The following is a 17,592-nucleotide window of genomic DNA, read 5'->3' on the forward strand; positions in this document are numbered from 1 at the left end:
GCGCCAAGCTATCCCACCGACCGATCCACGTCGTCGCGGTCGATGAGACCCGGTCGCGGCAGCTCCAGGTGTCGGGGGTCGGCAAGCGAGTCAGAACGCCTCGCGATGCTCCTCCTGTTCCACGAGGGCCTCGAGGTCCGTCAGCCGGCGCATCGATGACACCGCTCGCGCCGTGCGGTGATTGGAACCGAGCATGTCCTGGTGGCGGTGGGTGAACCACCAGTAGCCCGCGGTGAACGGACACGCGTCGTCGCCGACACGCTTCTTCGGGTCGTACTCGCAGTCCCGGCAGAGGTCGGACATCGTGGAGATGTACGCGCCGCCGGAGGTGTAGGGCTTGGTTGCCATCAGTCCGCCGTCCGCATGCTGGCTCATCCCGATGACATTCACCGGCATCACCCAGTCGAAGCCGTCGACGAAGCTCGCCCGAAACCACTCGGTCAGTGCGGCCGGGTCGTAACCCCGCTGCAGCGCGTGAGAGCCCAGCACCATCAGGCGCGGGATGTGATGCACCCACCCGCGGTCGCGGACGCCCGCGAGTGTCTCCGACAGGCAGCGCGCTGTCACCGCCTCGGCATCCAGATCTCGGAACCAGTCGGGGAGCGGAGCGTGGGCGCCGAGTTCGTTCTGTGCGGTGTAGTCTGCGCCGAAATGCCAATAGAGGTGCCAGACGAACTCGCGCCAGCCGAGTATCTGGCGGATGAATCCCTCCGCCGCCGCGATGCCGACGCGATTCGCCCTCACAGCTTCCTCCGCCGCATGCACCACTTCCAGCGGATGCAGCAGCGAGAGATTGAGGGGCACCGACAGCAGCGAGTGCGACATCGTCCAGTCGTCGCTCATGATCGCGTCTTCCCATCGACCGAATGTCGCGAGCCGATGATCGATGAACGTCCGCAATGCGGATCGGGCCTCGTCATGGGTCACCGCGAACAGACGAGGCCCGTCCTCGCCCACGAACATCGCGTCCATCGCGTCGAGATCCGCGCGTACCTGCGCATCGATCTCGTCCTCGGTCGGCCACCACGGGTGCTCGATCCCCAGCGTCGACCGCTTCGGGGGCGGGTCCCTGTTCTCGTGGTCGAAGTTCCACTTCCCACCCGACGGCTCCCGACCGTCCATCAGCACCGAGAAACGGCGGCGCTGTTCGCGATAGAACGCCTCCAGCCGAAAGGAATCGGCGTCCCCGGCCCACGTGGCGAAGTCACTGCGCGACAGTGCGAAGGACGGATTCGGCAGCACCTCGGCGACCAGCCCTTCGTCGGCGAGACGATGCACGAACCGCGATGCCGCCCGCGACGATGGTTCGTGGACCACGACCGGCCGGCCGAGCGTGGTCAGTGCGTCCCGATAGCCGTCGGCCTGCCAGTACTGCACCCGGTCACCGAGTTCGTCCGCCAGATGCCGCATGCCCGAGAGAAGTAGATGTGCCTTCTGACGATGACCACCCTTGCGTGCGAACGCCGACCTGGACTCGATGAGCACGACCTCACGGTCGGCGTGGTCAGCCGAGGCGTGGACATGCCGACCCAGTTGATCGCCGAAGATCCACAGCGGCTCGGGAGATGCCGTCGGGTTCACCTTCATCACCCCTTCCCGGCCGACGCTATCCCCACCGGGAACGGGTGATCCCCGCGAGAACCGCGCTCGCGACACCCCTGCAACATGCCGTCACGAACAGGTCACGATGTCGGCCGACTCGGCCACGTCGCCACCGAGCGGGCGAGACGCCACTGACCAGCGCCGACACCGCACCTTGTACACAGGGCGGGATGCGGCCACGGTCGCGGCGAGCCGGACGTGGCAGACTACCTCGGGTCCTGTTGTCCCTGTGAAACCCCGTGAGGCGGCGATGGAGAGTGCTGAGACGCCGACGCTGGCGCAGGCGTTGGACGCCAATCGAGCGATACAGAAGTCGGCGGCCGTCCGGCTGTTCGCAGCGACCAACTCCGCGCTGTATGTGACGTTGATGGAGCACCACCTCGACTTCGGTGCCAGACTCTCCGAGACAGAGCTGGCCGTGCGAGTGGAACGCGACCTCGCCGAGCTCGACATCCCCGACGTACCGAGCGGTCTCGAGCTCATCAAGCTGTGGGCCAAACAGGGCTGGTTGCATCGCGTCACCGACACGACGCAGCCTGCCGCGCCGAATCTCTGCTACCTGACATCCGAGGCGCGCTCGGTCGTGGACTACGTCCGGCGCCTGCGGCGCGAGGACAGCATCGCCACCGGAGGGTCGATCAACGGGATCGCGGCCGGACTCCGTCGGGTCGCCGGGCAGGTGACCGACGACCCGCATCAGATCCGTGAGGAGATCGAGCACCAGATCGCCGAACTCGACACCGCCCTCACCGACCTCGAGGCGGGCCGCCGGCCGGAACCGGATCTGCGCGGCGCCGAGGACGAGGCCCGGGCCATCGCCTATCAGATGGAGCAGGTCATCTCCGACATCGGCCAGTACGGGAGCATGCTGGACCGGATCACCACGGCTCTGCTCGACGACCCCCATGACTCCGACCTCGCCTACCGCGATCGGCAGCGGCAGATGTTCGACGACTACGAGGCGCTGCTGGAATCCTCGCAGAGCGCGTCCTACCACGCATTCACGCGGATGATCCAGGATCCACTTCGGCGTGAACGTCTGATCGCCGACATCGAGACGCTCAGCCTCCGACTCCCCGGTATCGACAGCGGACTCCGCGCAGTGATGGACAACTTCTTCGGCCTCGTCACCCAACAGATGAGCGAGGTCGGGCGGACCCGACAGCGGTGCGCGCGGCGCATCCGGAGATTCGTCGCAGCCGGAACGCTCGAGCAGAGTCGTGGGGTCGCACGCCAACTCAACGATGCGCTGGCGACCGCCAACGACCTGCTCAAGACCTCACTCGTCGACCGGCGACTCGGCTATGAACTGCCGTTGGCCACACCAGCGATCACATCGGTCGGCCGGATCGCCTTCGAGATCAACGATCCCGCTCCGCCCGCGGCGGCGCTGCCCGCAGGCGGCGGTGCGGATCTGGCGTCCTTCGCCTCCCTCGCCGGCCAGGTCGACACCGTCCAACTCACCGAAGCGGTGAACTCTGCCGTCGACTCCGGACCGATCACGTTGTCGGACATGATCACCCGACTCGACGAACCGTACCTCGCACACGTGATCGTGCTGTGGTCCTGGGCGCTGAAACAGCCCGGCGCCGAAGGTATCCGGCCCGCTCACTCCGTTCCCGGCGCCGAGCAGATCCGGCCCGCTCACTCCGTTCCCGGCGCCGACGATGCCGCGATCTTCGTCCGCTTTCGATCCCTCGCCGGGGAGGACCGCGCCATCGAGGTGCCCGCGCTGACATTCACCGAGCCCATCCCCACTGCGGAGGTCGACACCCTGTGACCAACAACCTCGATGTCCCGGAACATCTCGACACCGGGACAACCCCCGACGAGTTCGCCGGATTCGACGACCTACCGGCCGTGCAGAAAGCCGGCACCGACGACGGCCCGCGGGTTCCGCGTTTCGACGGCGACGTCAGCGCGCTGCCCGACCGCGCGTGCTGGGCGCTACAGAATCTGCTGACCCGGCGCTACATCAGCGGCGAGCGCACACCTCAGTTGTGGGCGTGGGTCGCCGAGTATCAGGAGGTGCTGCGCAGCCGCCTGTCCGAACTCGATCTGCGACTGCGCATCGTCGACGAGTTGGAGGTCGCCTTCGTCGAACAGGCCGGTTATGACTCACGTTGGGGCAGAAGAATTCTCAAGCGTGAGACGATCCAGACCTACGATGCGATCCTCGCCCTGCACCTCGCCAAGTACCTCCGCGCTGCCCGCGACGAGCACGTTCTGATCACTCGGGAGGAGATCCACGAATTGTTCGCCGGTGTCACCAACACCATCGACCGCGACCTCGCACAGTTCGACAAGCGGATCGAGCGGGCGATCGACAAACTCGAGGAACTGGAGTTCCTGCGCAAGCATCGCGACGATGCCGACACCTTCACCGTCAGCCCGGTCATCTCGGCGGTGATGACGGCATCGGTGATCACCGACCTGCAGCGTCAGTTCGACCAGTTCATCGGGTCCGGCGAGACCGGCGACGACGAGACGGTCGCGAGCACGACCGCGTCCGACGACGACGATCCGGATGACAGTGACGACGACGAAGGAGACGAGTGGTGAGTGGACAGGTCGACCAGTACCACCTGTCGCGGTTGCAGCTGATCAACTGGGGAGTGTTCGACGGATATCACTCGATTCCGTTCAGCACCAGCGGATCACTGATCACCGGATCATCCGGCAGCGGCAAATCCTCATTGCTGGACGCCATTTCGCTGGCGTTCCTACCGGACCACCGCCGCAACTTCAACGCATCCGGCGACGCCACGGCCGCCGGGTCGTCGAGCGGAAAGCGCACCGTCGGGAAATATGTACGCGGAGCGTGGGGGGAGCGCCGCGACGGCACCAACGCCCACCGCGAGATCATGTACCTGCGCGGCACCGGACCCGCCTGGGCAGCCATCGCCGTGACCTACACATCGAGTTCGGGCACCGCCATCACCGGTCTGGTACTCAAATGGCTGGCCGCCGGCAAGATGACCGACGCGCACAGCTCCTACTTCATCAGCGACGGCGACGTCGACATCGTCGACGTGTGCAACGACTGGGCCAGGAACAACTACAACTCGGCCAGGTTCCGCGAACAGGGCTGGCGTGGGGGACCGGGCGAGGGCAAGTACCTGGCCACGCTGTACTCCCTGATCGGCATCCGAAGCTCGGAGGCGGCCCAGCAGTTACTCGGAAAAGCGAAGTCGCTCAAGAGTGTCGGTGGTCTGGCCCAGTTCGTCCGGGAGTTCATGCTCGACGAACCGACCAGCGTCGTCGGAATCAAGGACGCCCTGGAACAGATCGACCCGCTCGTCGAGGCCCGCGAACTGCTCGACGTCGCCCGCCGCAAACGGACGATCCTCGGCAACATCGAAACGCTGCAGGAGCGCTACGCGACGGAGGCCGCGACCTTCACCGTTCTCGACACCATCGACACCGCAACGGTGCGCTCGTACCTCAACAACCTGCGGCGGCACAACGCCGGACCGGAGATCGCGGACCTCGACGACCAGATCGCTCGGCTGGACGCCGATCTCGGTGCCCTCACCGCCCAACACGACCAGTTGCGACAGGATCACAGTCATCTGCTGTCACGGATCGCCACCTCCACCGGCGATCTGGCCCCGTTACAAGAGCAACTCGCCACCGCACAGAAGGTGGGCACCGAGGCGTCGACTCGACGGGCCACCTATGAGGACAAGATCTCATCGCTGGGCTTCTCGCTGCCCGACGACGCCGAGGAATTCTGGACACTGCGCGAGACCCTGATGGAGGATGCCACCCGGATCGACGGGCAGCTCGATGCGGGCAAGGCGCATTTCGCGGAGTGCCTGGCGGGCGAGGTCGCCGCACGCGCGCAACGTGATGCCGCGCAGGACGAGTTGAATCGGGTCGAGCAGGCCGGATCGGCCTTGCCACGCACCGAGCACGAAATGCGACGCGCACTCGCGAACGCCCTGCAGGTCGACGAATCGGAACTTCGTTACGTCGCCGAACTCGTCGAACTCGATGCCGGTCAGGAACGTTGGCGTCTGGCCGTGGAGAAGGTGCTGCGCAATGCGGGGCTGCGACTCCTCGTTCCCGACAAGCATTTCCGGGCGGCTCTGCGATTCGTCAACAGCCACGACATGCGCGGCCGCATTCAGTTGCATCACGCCGAGAATCGATCCGCGCCCATCGCCGAACCGGGAACGTTGGGAGCCACGCTGCGCGCTGTCGACCCCGCCCATCCGTGTTCGGGCGAGGCGTTGTCGATCCTGACCAAGCTGGGCAACTACGTCTGCGTCGACTCGCCGGCCGATTTCGTTGCTCATACCAAGGCGGTCACCGATCAAGGCCTGCGCAAGGATTCGGCGAAACTGGCGGTCAAGGACGATCGCCAGCCCCTGCGGCCGTCGCAGTACATCTTCGTCGGGAACGTCGAATCCAAGATCGCCGCGCTGCAGGACGAGCTCGATGCCGAGCAGCGCGCATTCGACGCCGCGAGGGAGGCCAGCTCCGAACTCGATCGGGACCGGACCGCGAAGCAACATCGCCGCGACGCCTATCGCCGTGTGTGCGAACAGTTCACCCAGTGGAGCGAGATCGACGTCGACGCCGCCGACGACCGGGTGGATCAGCTCACCGATCAGTACGAGCTGCTGATGGAAGAGCACCCCGACGTCGAGGCCCTGCAACGTAAGGCCGAGGAGATCTGGGAGCAGGTCCGGGCCGCGATCTCGCAGGCGGCCCTGGTCCGCGACAAGATCGCCACCCATGATCAGCGACGCACCCAGCTTCTCGACCTCATCGACCGGTTGAAGGTGGAACCCGTTGCAACGCAGGCGGAGAACACCCTGGACGGATTCCGTGAAGACACGGCCGCCACCCTGGACGTCCTCACTCCTGAACCCTTCCGGCAAGAGTTGATGAAGGCGGTGATCAAGGACCGCGATCGGATGCGTTCGGACGCACGCCGTTCCCGCGACGAACTCGCCCGCATCCTCGACAGCTACGACGAGGAGTTCCCGGACGCGATACCCAATGACAGCGACGACTTCGACGAGCGACTGCACGACTACGTCGCACTCAGTCGGCGGATCGACGAGCGCGAGCTGCCCGCCGCCTATGAACGGATGCGGCGCCTGATCACCGAGCAGGCGCCGGGCGCGATCCTGAACCTGCACATGGCCGCCGACGCCGAGGAACGTCGGATCGTCGAACAGATCGAGCGGGTCAACACCGGTCTGGGCGCCGTGGCGTTCAACCGGGGCACCCGCCTCCGGCTGCGTCCCGGACGCAAGAACCTCAGCGCCGTCGCCGATCTCACGGAGAAGGCCCGGCTGATCTCCCAACGCACCATGGCCGTCAGCTTCGGCGACGAAGAGGCGATTCTCGAGCAGTACGCCGACATCCTGCTCCTGCGTGAGCGTCTGGCGGGTGCGACGCCCGAGGATCGGCAGTGGACTCGCGACGCGCTCGATGTGCGCAACCGCTTCGATTTCTACTGCGAGGAACACGACGCCGTCACCGGCGAGACCATCCGCACCTACAGCAATGCAGGTGACAACTCCGGTGGCGAGCAGGAGAAGCTGATGGCCTTCTGCCTGGCCGGTGCACTCAGCTTCAACCTCGCCAGCCCACACGGTGACGACAACCGGCCGATCTTCGCCCAGCTCATGCTCGACGAGGCCTTCTCGAAGTCGGATCCGCAGTTCGCCCAGCAAGCGTTGTCGGCGTTCCGGAAGTTCGGATTCCAGCTGGTGATCGTCGCCACGGTGCAGAACACCAGCACCATCCAGCCCTACATCGACAACGTGATCATGGTGTCGAAGACGGAGGGCGCCGACGCCCGCCCGCTCGCCACTGCGATGTCGACGTCGATCCAGCAGTTCTCCGATCTGCGTCGCTCCAGCGCCGGACAGCTACCGGTGTGACGGCCTGCCGGGCCTACAGTCGACCGACCACGTAGCGCGCGGCGTCGAGGGTCATGCCGTTCACGGTGTACAGCACGTGCAGGGCGTTCGGCTGGCCGACCGGCGCTCCGTTGCAGATCGTGTCGCCGGGGATGCAGTAGCGCTTCGTGCGGGCCGCGAGCCCCGGTTCGATCCTGATCGGGGGTGCGCCGACGTCACGGAGGAACCGATCCGACGGCGGTCCGAACATCACGATGGCCGCGACCTGAGACGCTGCTGCCGCGGGGAGCGGCGGCGGGATCTGCTTGGTGTAGCGCGCGTACTGCGGGGGCAGGGCGATCCCGGCATTCGCCGCGTACCCGGCGACCACCGCTCCTTGCGAGTAACCGCCGAGCACGATATCGGTGCGCTTGCAGGTCGCGGCGAGATACTTGACGCGAGCCTGCGCGTCATCGACACCGTTCACGACGGTCTGCGCAAACGCGAGACGATTCGAGAAGTCGCCGCTAGCGGGATAGTTCACCGCATGGGCGGCGACGGATCTACCGGGGAGCTGAGAACGCAGCGCTTCGACGAACGCCAATCCGGTGAGGCCCATCGGTGGCGCAGGCTCGACCGTTCCACGCGCGAAGATCACCTCCACGTCCGGGCATCCCTGGGCTGCCGCCTTCGGTGCCTGGACCGTCGTCAGGGTTGCGGCGACGACCATCGCGACGCCGAGGAGAATCAGGAGCGTGCGTGTGATCATGTCCTGAATCTACGGGACCGGCCGCCCGATGTTCAGAGCGTCGGGATCTTGACCACGCGCTTCTCCAACTCCTCCGGACCGAGCTGATCGACCCACCACGAGATGTTCTTCGCGCGTTTGTTCCGTTCAGAGAGTTCGGCCCAGCGACGGTAGGCCGGCTCGGCGATGAACATCGGACTGGCCGCGTCATCGGTGACCTCCAGCACGCGCACCTGACGCTTGTGTCGCTTCGCCACCCGGGAATCCACACGGAACGGATCGACGATGAGCTTCATCAGGTTGACTACCTGGTACGCCCAGCTCATGGAGTTGTTCGGCAGATACTCCTCGCCGAGGACATCGGGCCTGGCGGTCAGGACCTCGGGCATACGTGCGCGTTCGATCTCCAGTCCATGCTGCGACGCCTCGGACACCATCCAGGTCAGCGACAACGTCGATGGCTCGCCGCGCTCGAGACCGCCGCCGATGTCCGAGTGCACGCCCTCGAACCAGACCTGACGCACGTCGGTCGGGCCCTCGCCATCTGTGGTCCACACGCAGGGATCGAACGTGAGTCGTCTCTCGTCGATGGCCAGCGCCTGCCGCGCGACGTCCACCGAGTCGCTCAACTCGACGTTGAGGAACCCGTAGTTCTGCCGCGTCACACCGGGCACACCCAAGGCACCGACGGTGTCGAACACGCCGATGAACTTGATCCGTGGCCGTGTGTCCGCGCGCGCGGATCCGTAGGTGTGTCTGCGGAACTCGGACAAGGCGTCGCGGGCCGCCGACCCGGGGTTCGATGCGTTGGTCCTGCGGTAGTCGCGATATGTCGTCAGTGCCGCGTCCAGGAGGTTCACCCGACCCCGCGAGCAGGCCAACGCGTCGGCCGTGAGCAGCCCGACGGTGCCCACCATATCGGTCAGGGAGCGGGCGGTATACGCACCACGACTGAAGCCGAAGACGAAGATCTCGTCGCCCGGTTCGTAGTTCAATGCGAGAAACCGGTAGGCATCGATCAGGGTCAGATCCAGTCCGCGACCGAACGCGCCGCCGATCACGCGGTCGAACCAGGTGGCGCCGGTTCCCACACCGTTGCAATAGTGCACCAGCTGCATCGTGCCGTCGCCTGCCCGGGTCCTGATCGCCCGCGCGATCTTCTCGATGTTCGAGATGTGCGGGTCCTGCGCGGTCTTCCATGTTCCGTCACAACAGATGATCAGGCGCTTCATGGGAATCTCCTCCGACTCGTCGGTGTGTTCTGACCTTCGCAACACCGGGCAGATCAGGCACGCGTACTGCGTTACGCAGTCGTTCCGGGGTTTACTACCCAGGTGCCCCTCGACCACTCGACTTCGCTGCTGCGCGTGGCAATCGCTGCTGCGGCCACCTGCGCATTCGCACTACTCCCGCCCGCAACGGTGCCCGATGCAAACGCCGCGACAGGCACCGCGGGCCTCGACCCCGTTCTCGCCACCGCGTACACGCAGGCATCGAGAACGGCACGGAGCGAAGGTGTCTCGTTGTGGATCACGTCCGGCAAGCGGTCGTCAGGCGAGCAGGAGCAACTGTGGCGTGATGCGATCCGGACACACGGCTCGCCGGCCGCGGCGCGGCGCTGGGTGCTGCCGCCCGGTCAATCCACCCATGTGAGCGGCCACGCCATCGACGTCGGCCCGCATACCGGAGCCATGTGGCTCCGCAGGACAGGTTTCCGCTGGGGACTGTGCCGCACCTTCGCCAACGAGTGGTGGCATTTCGAGGTCGCCACCATCCCTGGGCAGCCGTGCCCGCCGATGTGGCCCGATGCCGCGGCGCGTGTCGATCGCTCGATCAGTCCGCTACGCCGCTGACCCGGCCTGTCACCAGCCGCGCCCGATCTGCGTCCCCGACCTCGGGTGCCAGCCGGTTGCACCGGTGGGGTCGTGTTCACCGTTGCCGAGGTACTTGTACCAGTAGAGGTCTCCGTTCGGTTCCACCGCGTACAGGGCCACGCCGAAACCACCATGGTCGTCAGGCCCGCCGACGATCCGCGTGAATCGCGTCCACCCTCGTCCGATGATGTTGCGGGAGTTGGGATGCCAGCCCGTTCCGCCACTGGGATCGTGGGTACCGTCCCCGTGGTACGAGTACCATCGCAGGTCGCCGTTCCGTTCGACGCCGAACAGCGCACCCGAGGCCGCGGTCAGGATCGCGAAGTTCTGCCAACCGTTCCCGATGGTGTTCCCGGAGTTGGCCGCCCAGCCGGTGTTGCCCGACCGGTCCTCTTTGCCGTCGCCGACGTAGCGATACCAGCGGAGGTCACCGTTCCGCTCGACGCCATAGAGGGTGCTGGCGGGGTCGTTCGCGATCCGCCCGGCCCGCGGTGTGCACACGAGATCCACGAATCCGTGCCATCCGTTGCCGATCACGTTGCGTGAGTTCGCATCCCATCCGCGCGAACCCGCCGGATCCTGGACGCCATCGCCGGCATCGTACTGATACCAGCGGAGATCGCCGTTCTGTTCGACCGCGAACAGGATGCCGTCGCCGCCACCACGTAGGTACTTGAACCCGGCCCAGCCGTTGCCGATCACGTTCCGCGAGTTGGGCGCCCAGTCGGCGCTGCTCTGGCCGTTGAGTCCGGAACCGTTATAGCGATACCAGTGCAGGTCGCCGTTGGCGGCGACACCGAACAGCTCGCCCACGCGGGGCAGCCCGCTGTCGACGGGTACGGTTCCGGCACCTCCGCAGGTCAAATGTGTGAACGTCATGATGCACTCCTCGGTCAGAGATCTGTTGACGTTCTCAGCGTGCGCCGCCCTGGCCGCGCACAGGAGCGTAGCCGTCTACCTGTCTCGCTCGCTCGACCGTCGCCTCCGATGAGTAGCCTGCGCAGTTGAGCAGAACGGGGCGGTTGGCCTGAGCCAACCGCCCCGATGACGTAGGTCGCCGATCAGCCCCGCGCGGACTCCAGCGCCTCGTTGAAGGTCTTGCTGGGCCGCATGACGGCCGCGGTCAGTTCCGGATCCGGGAAGTAGTACCCGCCGATGTCCACCGCGTCACCCTGCGCGTCGTTCAACTCCTGCACGATGGCAGCTTCGTTCTCGGCCAGGGTCTCGGCCAGCGCCGCGAAGCGCTTCTTCAGCTCGTCGTCGTCGGACTGTGCCGCCAACTCCTGCGCCCAGTACATCGCCAGATAGAACTGGCTGCCCCGGTTGTCGAGCTCGCCGGTGCTGCGCGACGGCCCCTTGTCGTTCTCCAACAGCTTGCCGGTGGCCGCGTCGAGGGTCTTGGCCAGGATCACCGACCGCTGGTCACCGGTCTTCTTGCCGAGTTCCTCGAGACTGACGGCCAGGGCGAGGAACTCACCGAGCGAATCCCATCGCAGGTGATTCTCCTCGATGAGCTGCTTGACGTGCTTCGGCGCCGACCCACCCGCGCCGGTCTCGTACAGACCACCACCGGCCATCAGCGGCACGATGGACAGCATCTTGGCACTGGTGCCGAGTTCGAGGATGGGGAAGAGGTCGGTGAGGTAATCACGGAGGATGTTGCCGGTCGCCGAGATGGTGTCCATGCCGCGGATGAGCCGTTCCATCGTGTACCGGATCGCCCGGACCTGCGACATGATCTGGATGTCGAGGCCGTCGGTGTCGTGATCCTTCAGGTACTTGTGCACCTTGGCGATCAACTCGTTCTCGTGCGGGCGGTAGGGGTCGAGCCAGAACACCACGGGCATCCCCGAATCGCGGGAACGCGTGACCGCCAGCTTGACCCAGTCCTGGATCGGCGCATCCTTCACGATGCACAAGCGCCAGATGTCGCCCTCCTCGACGTCCTGGCTGAGCAGCACCTCACCCGTCGCCAGGTCGACGATGTTGGCGACCCCGCCCTCGGGAACCTCGAAGGTCTTGTCGTGCGAGCCGTACTCCTCGGCCTTCTGCGCCATGAGTCCGACGTTGGGCACGGTTCCCATCGTGGTCGGATCGAACGCCCCGTTGGTCTTACAGAAGTTGATCATCTCCTGATAGATGCGGGAGAACGTCGACTCGGGATTGACTGCCTTGGTGTCCTTGAGCCGACCGTCCGCGCCGTACATCTTGCCGCCCGCGCGGATCATCGCGGGCATCGACGCGTCGACGATGACGTCGCTGGGGGAGTGGAAGTTCGAGATACCGCGTGCGGAGTCCACCATGGCCAGCTCGGGCCGGTGCTCGTGGCACTTGTGGAGGTCGTCGACGATCTCCTCGCGCTGCGCGCTCGGCAGCGACTCGATCTTGCTGTAGAGGTCGGACAGTCCGTTGTTGACATTCACGCCGAGTTCGTCGAACAACTCGCCATGCTTGGCGAAGGCATCCTTGTAGAAGACCTTCACGGCGTGACCGAAGACGATCGGATGCGATACCCGCATCATGGTCGCCTTGACGTGCAGGGAGAACATGACGCCGGTCTTGTACGCGTCTTCGATCTGCTCTTCGTAGAACTCGACGAGCGCCTTCTTGCTCATGAACATGCTGTCGATGACGTCGCCGTCGGTCAGCGAGACCTTCGGCTTGAGGACGCGTGTCTCGCCGCTCGCACCGACCAGTTCCATCTTGACCTCGCGGTCGCCGTCGACCGTCATCGACTTCTCACCGTGATAGAAGTCGCCCTCTGTCATGTGGGCGACGTGCGTGCGCGAAGCCATCGACCACGTGCCCATGCTGTGCGGGTGTTTGCGCGCGTAGGCCTTGACGGCCTTGGGGGCGCGACGATCGGAGTTGCCCTCACGCAGAACCGGATTCACCGCACTGCCGAGGCACTTGGTGTACCGATCCCGGATCTCCTTCTCCTCGTCGGTCTTGGGGCTCCCGGGGAAGTCCGGGATCGCGTAGCCCTTGCCCTGGAGCTCCTTGATGGCCGCCAGCAATTGCGGCACGGAGGCGCTGATGTTCGGCAGCTTGATGATGTTGGTGTCGGGATCCTGCGTCAGCCGGCCCAGCTCCGCGAGGTTGTCCGGCACACGCTGCTCCTCGGTCAGGTGGTCGGAGAACTCGGCGAGGATGCGCGCGGCGACGGAGATGTCACTGGTCTCGACGTTGATGTCGGCAGCATCCGCAAAAGCACGTATGACCGGTAGGAAGGCCTGCGTGGCGAGCATGGGCGCCTCGTCGGTCAGGGTGTAGATGATGGTCGGCTGCTTCGCGTTCATGACCCGCCTTTGTCTTCGATTGGTCTCGTAACATGTTCGGTTCGAGATTCTCGCCGACTACCAGTATTACGTCGGGCCTCTGTTCATGCCGGACGATGGGTCCTACTCGCCGGTAACACTGGCCGGTAACCAGGCGTCCCGCGAGCTGTCGGCGCCGGGTCAGGACCGCCGTTCGTGGCCGATCCGCGCCGCCTGTCGTGTGAGGTGATCACGCTCGGCCACGTTCGTCGCCTCGACGGCGGCGTCGGCGTACAACCGGGCCGCCTCCCCACGGTCGCCCGCCTTCTCGTGCAGGTAGGCCGCGGCGGCCGTACGTCGTGGAACACCGGCGGGGACGCCCGACAACGCCGCGAGACCTGCGGCCGCACCATCGGCCTCGCCCACCGCGACGGCCCGGTTGAGTTGCACCACGGGACTGTCGGTGATCCGGAGCAGCTCGTCGTACCAGCCGACGATCTGCAGCCAGTCGGTTTCCGCAGCCTGAGGGGCGTCGGCATGCAAGGCGGCGATCGCGGCCTGCGCCTGGAACTCACCGAGCCGATCACGAGCCAGCGCGGCCTGCAGGATCTTCACGCCCTCGACGATGAGGGAAGTGTCCCAGCGCGAACGATCCTGCGCGGCCAGCGGGATCAACGTGCCGTCGGATCCGATCCGGGCGGGCCGGCGGGCATGGTGCAGCAGCATGAGAGCCAGCAGACCCGAGGTCTCCTCGTCATCCGTCCGCGACGCCAGCTGCCGGGTCAGCCGGATCGCCTCGGCGGCCAGGTCGATGTCGCCGGTGTAGCCCTCGTTGAACACGAGATACAGGACGCGTCGAACGGTCGCCGGGTCGCCGGGCTCGTCGAACCGCACGCCGCCGACCGTGCGCTTTGCCCGGCTGATGCGCTGGGCCATCGTGGCCTCCGGGACCAGATAGGCGTCGGCGATCTGCCGGGTCGTCAGGCCGCCGACCGCCCGCAGCGTGAGGGCAACCGCCGACGTCGCGGTCAACGAGGGATGGGCGCAGAGGAAGAAGAGCTGGAGTGTGTCGTCGGAGTACTCGGTGACCCCGGGTGGCGGCTCGGCGTCGAGGCGCCGCTCCCTGTCCCGCCGCGCGACCTCGGAGCGGTGAGCGTCCAGGAACTTGCGCCACGCCACCGTCACCAACCACGCCTTGGCGTCGGCGGGCGGGCGGTCGGGCCAGATCACCGTGGCCTGTAGGAGTGCATCCTGGACGGCGTCCTCGGCAGTCGCGAAGTCGATCCCGCGATGCACGAGAACGCCGATGACCGCAGGAGTCAGCTCCCTGAGCAGCAGCTCGTCCATTACCTGGTCCGGTCGGCCGGTCCGGTCACTCGGTGACCGTCGGCGGCGGTGCGGTCAGGAACGGCCGCACCTCCAACCATTCGTGAATCGGCTCTCCGCCTGCACCGGGAGCCGCCGACAGTTCTGCGGCGAGCTCGAGTGCCCGTTCATAGGAGTCGACGTCGATCGCCATCCACCCGGCGATCAGGTCCTTGGTCTCTGCGAAGGGTCCGTCGGTGACCGGCGGTCTGCCCTCACCGTCGTATCGGACGAACGTGCCCTGCGCAGCGAGCGCCTGACTGTCGACGAACTCTCCCGAGGCGACGAGCTTGGCCGCGAAATCGGACATGAACTGAAAGTGGTCCTGGACCTCCTGCGGGGTCCATTGATCCATCGGGGTGTCGGTCACCGGGTCCGGACCTCCTCGGTAGTGCTTCAGGAGCAGGTATCTCATGATTGCTTCGCCTCCGTTTCGTGCGGCCGGTGTGGCCACATCTACCCCTGGGACGCGGCCGTCGGGGCGATCTCGACATCGTCGCGGTAAATCGCGGGATATCGCGACAGGATGCCGCCTGAGGATCGGGATTCAGACGAGTCGACGCGGACCTGGCACGCAGGACCAAATGCCCACTCGACTCGTGACCTTGGGCCTCTCTTTGCGGCCAGGGGAGCACTTCGGCTCGGCAGCGGGTGGGTCAAATTGACAATCACAAATACTGAATGCATTGTGATGCATATCGGGCTGTGGGGGCCGGCCTGCCGGGGGGGTTCTGCAGGCATGCCGGAACCGGCACGACCGACCTCGTCAGTGGCGGCGCACCCGTGGCGCGCACGCGCGGGGCGAACGTGCGGACGGCTCGCCGCTGAAGCAGCAGAGCAAGGAGAGTCGACCATGGCACGAGTGCAGCACGTCGAGATCATCGATGATCTCGACGGCGAACCCATCGACGTGGCGGACGTGCACACCGTCGAAGTGGAGATCACTCTGCCCGGGCGCCGCCCGGCGCGCTACCGACTCGATCTCCGGGCCGACAGTCTCGCCGAGTTCGAGAAGGACATCGGCAGATACCTGACGCGCACCGAGTCCGTATCGGACGTACACCAGAACGTTCGATCGGATCAGCGAACCCGCTCGGGTCGCAGCACGCGCTCGGTTCGGAAATGGGCTCTCGCCAACGGCTATTCGGTGGCCACCCACGGTCGATTGCCGAACTCGATCGTGCGCGCGTTCGAGGCTGCGCACTGACGCGGTGCTCCCGAAAGGGTCAGTCCGTCAAGGAGACCCGGGCCATCTGTATCAGTTTCCGGTCGTCGTCGGGCTGTTCGAACACCACGTGTGAGCTACGACCTCGCGTGCCCAGGGTGGCGATGGTGTTGCCGAACAGCGGATGTCCGACGGGACGCCAGGACAAGGGCAACGCGGGCGAGCCGACACGTCGCGCCCACGCTCGCGTCAGTCGACCGGCGCGACGCGACCACGCATGCTTCAGCGCCGGTTTCACGTACGCGGGAACGTGATTGTGCACGGGGGAGCACACCAGCTGATGAACTGCGGTGTCGCCGTCTCCGGCATGGTCGACGCGTGCGACGTAACTGTGGTGGACGTCGCCGGACAGCACGCTGATGGTTGCGGGCGCCGATACCCCTCCGCGCGAGGCGACGCCGATGATCAGCTCACTCAGCCGTCGAAACGACTCCATGAACGCCGGCCAGTGCTCGAAATCGAAAGTCTGACGCACCTTTTCGGCCAACCGTCCGCGTACTCCGCTGCGGTTTCCGGCGACTTCGTTGACGGTCTGCAGATCGGCGAGGGCCGGCGGAAGCAGCCACGGCAGCGAGGAGCCCACCAGCAGGTGGTCGACCTCGTCGAGATCTTCGGTGAGCTGCGCTTCGAGCCAATCGAATTCCCGGTCGCTCAACATCTTCCGGACGTCACCCGCGAGAATCCGACCGTTCCGGGAATCCGCCATCACCAGTCGTGACCGCCCGAGGTCCCAGCGGTAGCTGAATCGCAGCCCCTTCTCGCCATCCTGGTCTGCATCCGCCCGGTCGGCCAGGTCGACAAGCAGCGGCCAGCAGTCACCGACATTCGCGCGGACCCGCCGATAGTCCGGATCGTCGTCGAGCTCGGCCGGGCTGAGATTGCCCAGATGCTGGTAGACCCAGTAGGCACCGAGGCCCGCGCGGATTCGATCCCGCCACCACGGAATGCCGTCCATCTCCGCACGCCATGCCGCCGAGGTGTTCCAATCGTCGCGGATGTCGTGATCGTCGAAGATCATCGCGATCGACACGGTGGACATGAGCCAGCGGATTTCCGGATCCCCCCACGTGTGCCGGTAGAGGCCCTCGTACTCGGTGAAGCTCACGACCTCGTCCGGCGGACGTTTGGTGCGCGCCGAGCCCCGCCGACGGCCGGCCAGGTGACTCCGCGCCTCAGGGGTCAGTTCGTCGGCGTAGACCTGATCACCGAGGAGGACCACGGCGTCGGGATACTCGTCGACCGGGAGTTCGGTCAGGCGCTGGGCGTAGCAATCGAGCGCATCCACGCCGAGTTTGTCGTCGAGTGCCGGGTCACCGGTCTTCGGGTAGCGACATGACCCGAATACCAGCCGCAGCGTGTCGTCGCGCCCGGGCCCTCGAGTGCGGATGACGCTCGGCGGGAGCTGGGATTCGGATTCGGGCCACGCTCGCGATCCGTTGACGTGCACCTCGTATTCGTTGGTCGAATCCGGGGCGAGGCCGTCGACCACCACCAGCGCGTAATGGCATCCGCGGACCTCGAATGTGGAGGCGTGGCAACCCAAGACCTCGACGTCGGCACTCTTGTCGGTTTGCATCCAGACCGTTGCGGTGGTCTCACCGACATGGCGCAGGATCGGACCCAAAACGAGAGACATCAGATCAGCCTAGTGTTGCGAGGC

At 65.9% G+C, this 17,592-nt stretch carries 13 protein-coding genes; 5 read left to right on the forward strand and 8 right to left on the reverse strand.

What is annotated here, in order from left to right; all coding sequences use genetic code 11:
* Window positions 1-90: 90 nt before the first annotated feature.
* Entirely contained in the window at window positions 91-1,587 is a 1,497-nt protein-coding gene (locus D7316_RS05335; RefSeq protein WP_124707357.1) for a cryptochrome/photolyase family protein, read from the reverse strand.
* Between the two features lie 265 nt (window positions 1,588-1,852).
* Here D7316_RS05335 and D7316_RS05340 point away from each other — a divergent pair, with 265 nt between their 5' ends.
* Genes D7316_RS05340 through D7316_RS05350 form a run of 3 tightly spaced genes read left to right on the forward strand, consistent with a single transcriptional unit; the run spans window position 1,853 to window position 7,505 of the window.
* Window positions 1,853-3,382, forward strand: a complete 1,530-nt coding sequence (locus D7316_RS05340; RefSeq protein WP_124707358.1) for a DUF3375 domain-containing protein — start codon at window positions 1,853-1,855, stop codon at window positions 3,380-3,382.
* Window positions 3,379-4,164, forward strand: a complete 786-nt coding sequence (locus D7316_RS05345) for a DUF4194 domain-containing protein (RefSeq protein WP_232016782.1) — start codon at window positions 3,379-3,381, stop codon at window positions 4,162-4,164. The genes D7316_RS05340 and D7316_RS05345 overlap by 4 nt, the downstream gene beginning before the upstream one ends.
* Window positions 4,161-7,505 (forward strand): ATP-binding protein, encoded by a 3,345-nt coding sequence (locus D7316_RS05350; RefSeq protein ID WP_124707359.1) that lies wholly within the window; start codon window positions 4,161-4,163, stop codon window positions 7,503-7,505. Before D7316_RS05345 ends, D7316_RS05350 begins: the two co-directional genes overlap by 4 nt.
* 13 nt (window positions 7,506-7,518) lie before the next feature.
* Here the strand turns inward: D7316_RS05350 and D7316_RS05355 are convergent, their stop codons facing one another.
* Both D7316_RS05355 and D7316_RS05360 read right to left on the reverse strand, forming a co-directional pair.
* Window positions 7,519-8,232, reverse strand: coding sequence for a cutinase family protein (locus D7316_RS05355; RefSeq protein WP_124707360.1), 714 nt, complete (start codon window positions 8,230-8,232; stop codon window positions 7,519-7,521).
* Between the two features lie 32 nt (window positions 8,233-8,264).
* Window positions 8,265-9,443, reverse strand: a complete 1,179-nt coding sequence (locus D7316_RS05360; RefSeq protein ID WP_124707361.1) for a DUF2235 domain-containing protein — start codon at window positions 9,441-9,443, stop codon at window positions 8,265-8,267.
* A gap of 126 nt (window positions 9,444-9,569) precedes the next feature.
* Here D7316_RS05360 and D7316_RS05365 point away from each other — a divergent pair, with 126 nt between their 5' ends.
* The gene (locus D7316_RS05365; RefSeq protein ID WP_124711134.1) at window positions 9,570-10,064 is read left to right on the forward strand and encodes a M15 family metallopeptidase; all 495 of its coding nucleotides are present in this window, start codon (window positions 9,570-9,572) and stop codon (window positions 10,062-10,064) included.
* A gap of 9 nt (window positions 10,065-10,073) precedes the next feature.
* Here the strand turns inward: D7316_RS05365 and D7316_RS05370 are convergent, their stop codons facing one another.
* The 4 genes from D7316_RS05370 to D7316_RS05385 all read right to left on the reverse strand — a co-directional run bounded on the left by D7316_RS05370 (window position 10,074) and on the right by D7316_RS05385 (window position 15,125).
* Window positions 10,074-10,964, reverse strand: coding sequence for a tachylectin-related carbohydrate-binding protein (locus D7316_RS05370; protein ID WP_124707362.1), 891 nt, complete (start codon window positions 10,962-10,964; stop codon window positions 10,074-10,076).
* Between the two features lie 182 nt (window positions 10,965-11,146).
* Window positions 11,147-13,384 (reverse strand): NADP-dependent isocitrate dehydrogenase, encoded by a 2,238-nt coding sequence (locus tag D7316_RS05375; protein ID WP_124707363.1) that lies wholly within the window; start codon window positions 13,382-13,384, stop codon window positions 11,147-11,149.
* Window positions 13,385-13,543: 159 nt separating this feature from the next.
* Window positions 13,544-14,689, reverse strand: coding sequence for an RNA polymerase sigma factor (locus D7316_RS05380; RefSeq protein WP_124707364.1), 1,146 nt, complete (start codon window positions 14,687-14,689; stop codon window positions 13,544-13,546).
* A 25-nt stretch (window positions 14,690-14,714) separates the two neighbouring features.
* Entirely contained in the window at window positions 14,715-15,125 is a 411-nt protein-coding gene (locus D7316_RS05385) for a YciI family protein (protein ID WP_124711135.1), read from the reverse strand.
* A 435-nt stretch (window positions 15,126-15,560) separates the two neighbouring features.
* Between D7316_RS05385 and D7316_RS27080 the strand changes: the two genes are divergently transcribed.
* On the forward strand, window positions 15,561-15,914 hold the full coding sequence (locus D7316_RS27080; RefSeq protein WP_164473729.1) for an Lsr2 dimerization domain-containing protein: 354 nt from the start codon (window positions 15,561-15,563) through the stop codon (window positions 15,912-15,914).
* 19 nt (window positions 15,915-15,933) lie between these two features.
* On the opposite strand, the gene D7316_RS05395 is transcribed toward D7316_RS27080, so the two are convergent.
* A complete protein-coding gene (locus tag D7316_RS05395) occupies window positions 15,934-17,568 on the reverse strand; it encodes an alkaline phosphatase D family protein (protein ID WP_124707366.1) in 1,635 nt (544 codons plus the stop codon).
* Between the last annotated feature and the right edge of the window lie 24 nt (window positions 17,569-17,592).

The sequence above is a fragment of the Gordonia insulae genome (assembly GCF_003855095.1).
Taxonomy (GTDB): domain Bacteria; phylum Actinomycetota; class Actinomycetes; order Mycobacteriales; family Mycobacteriaceae; genus Gordonia; species Gordonia insulae.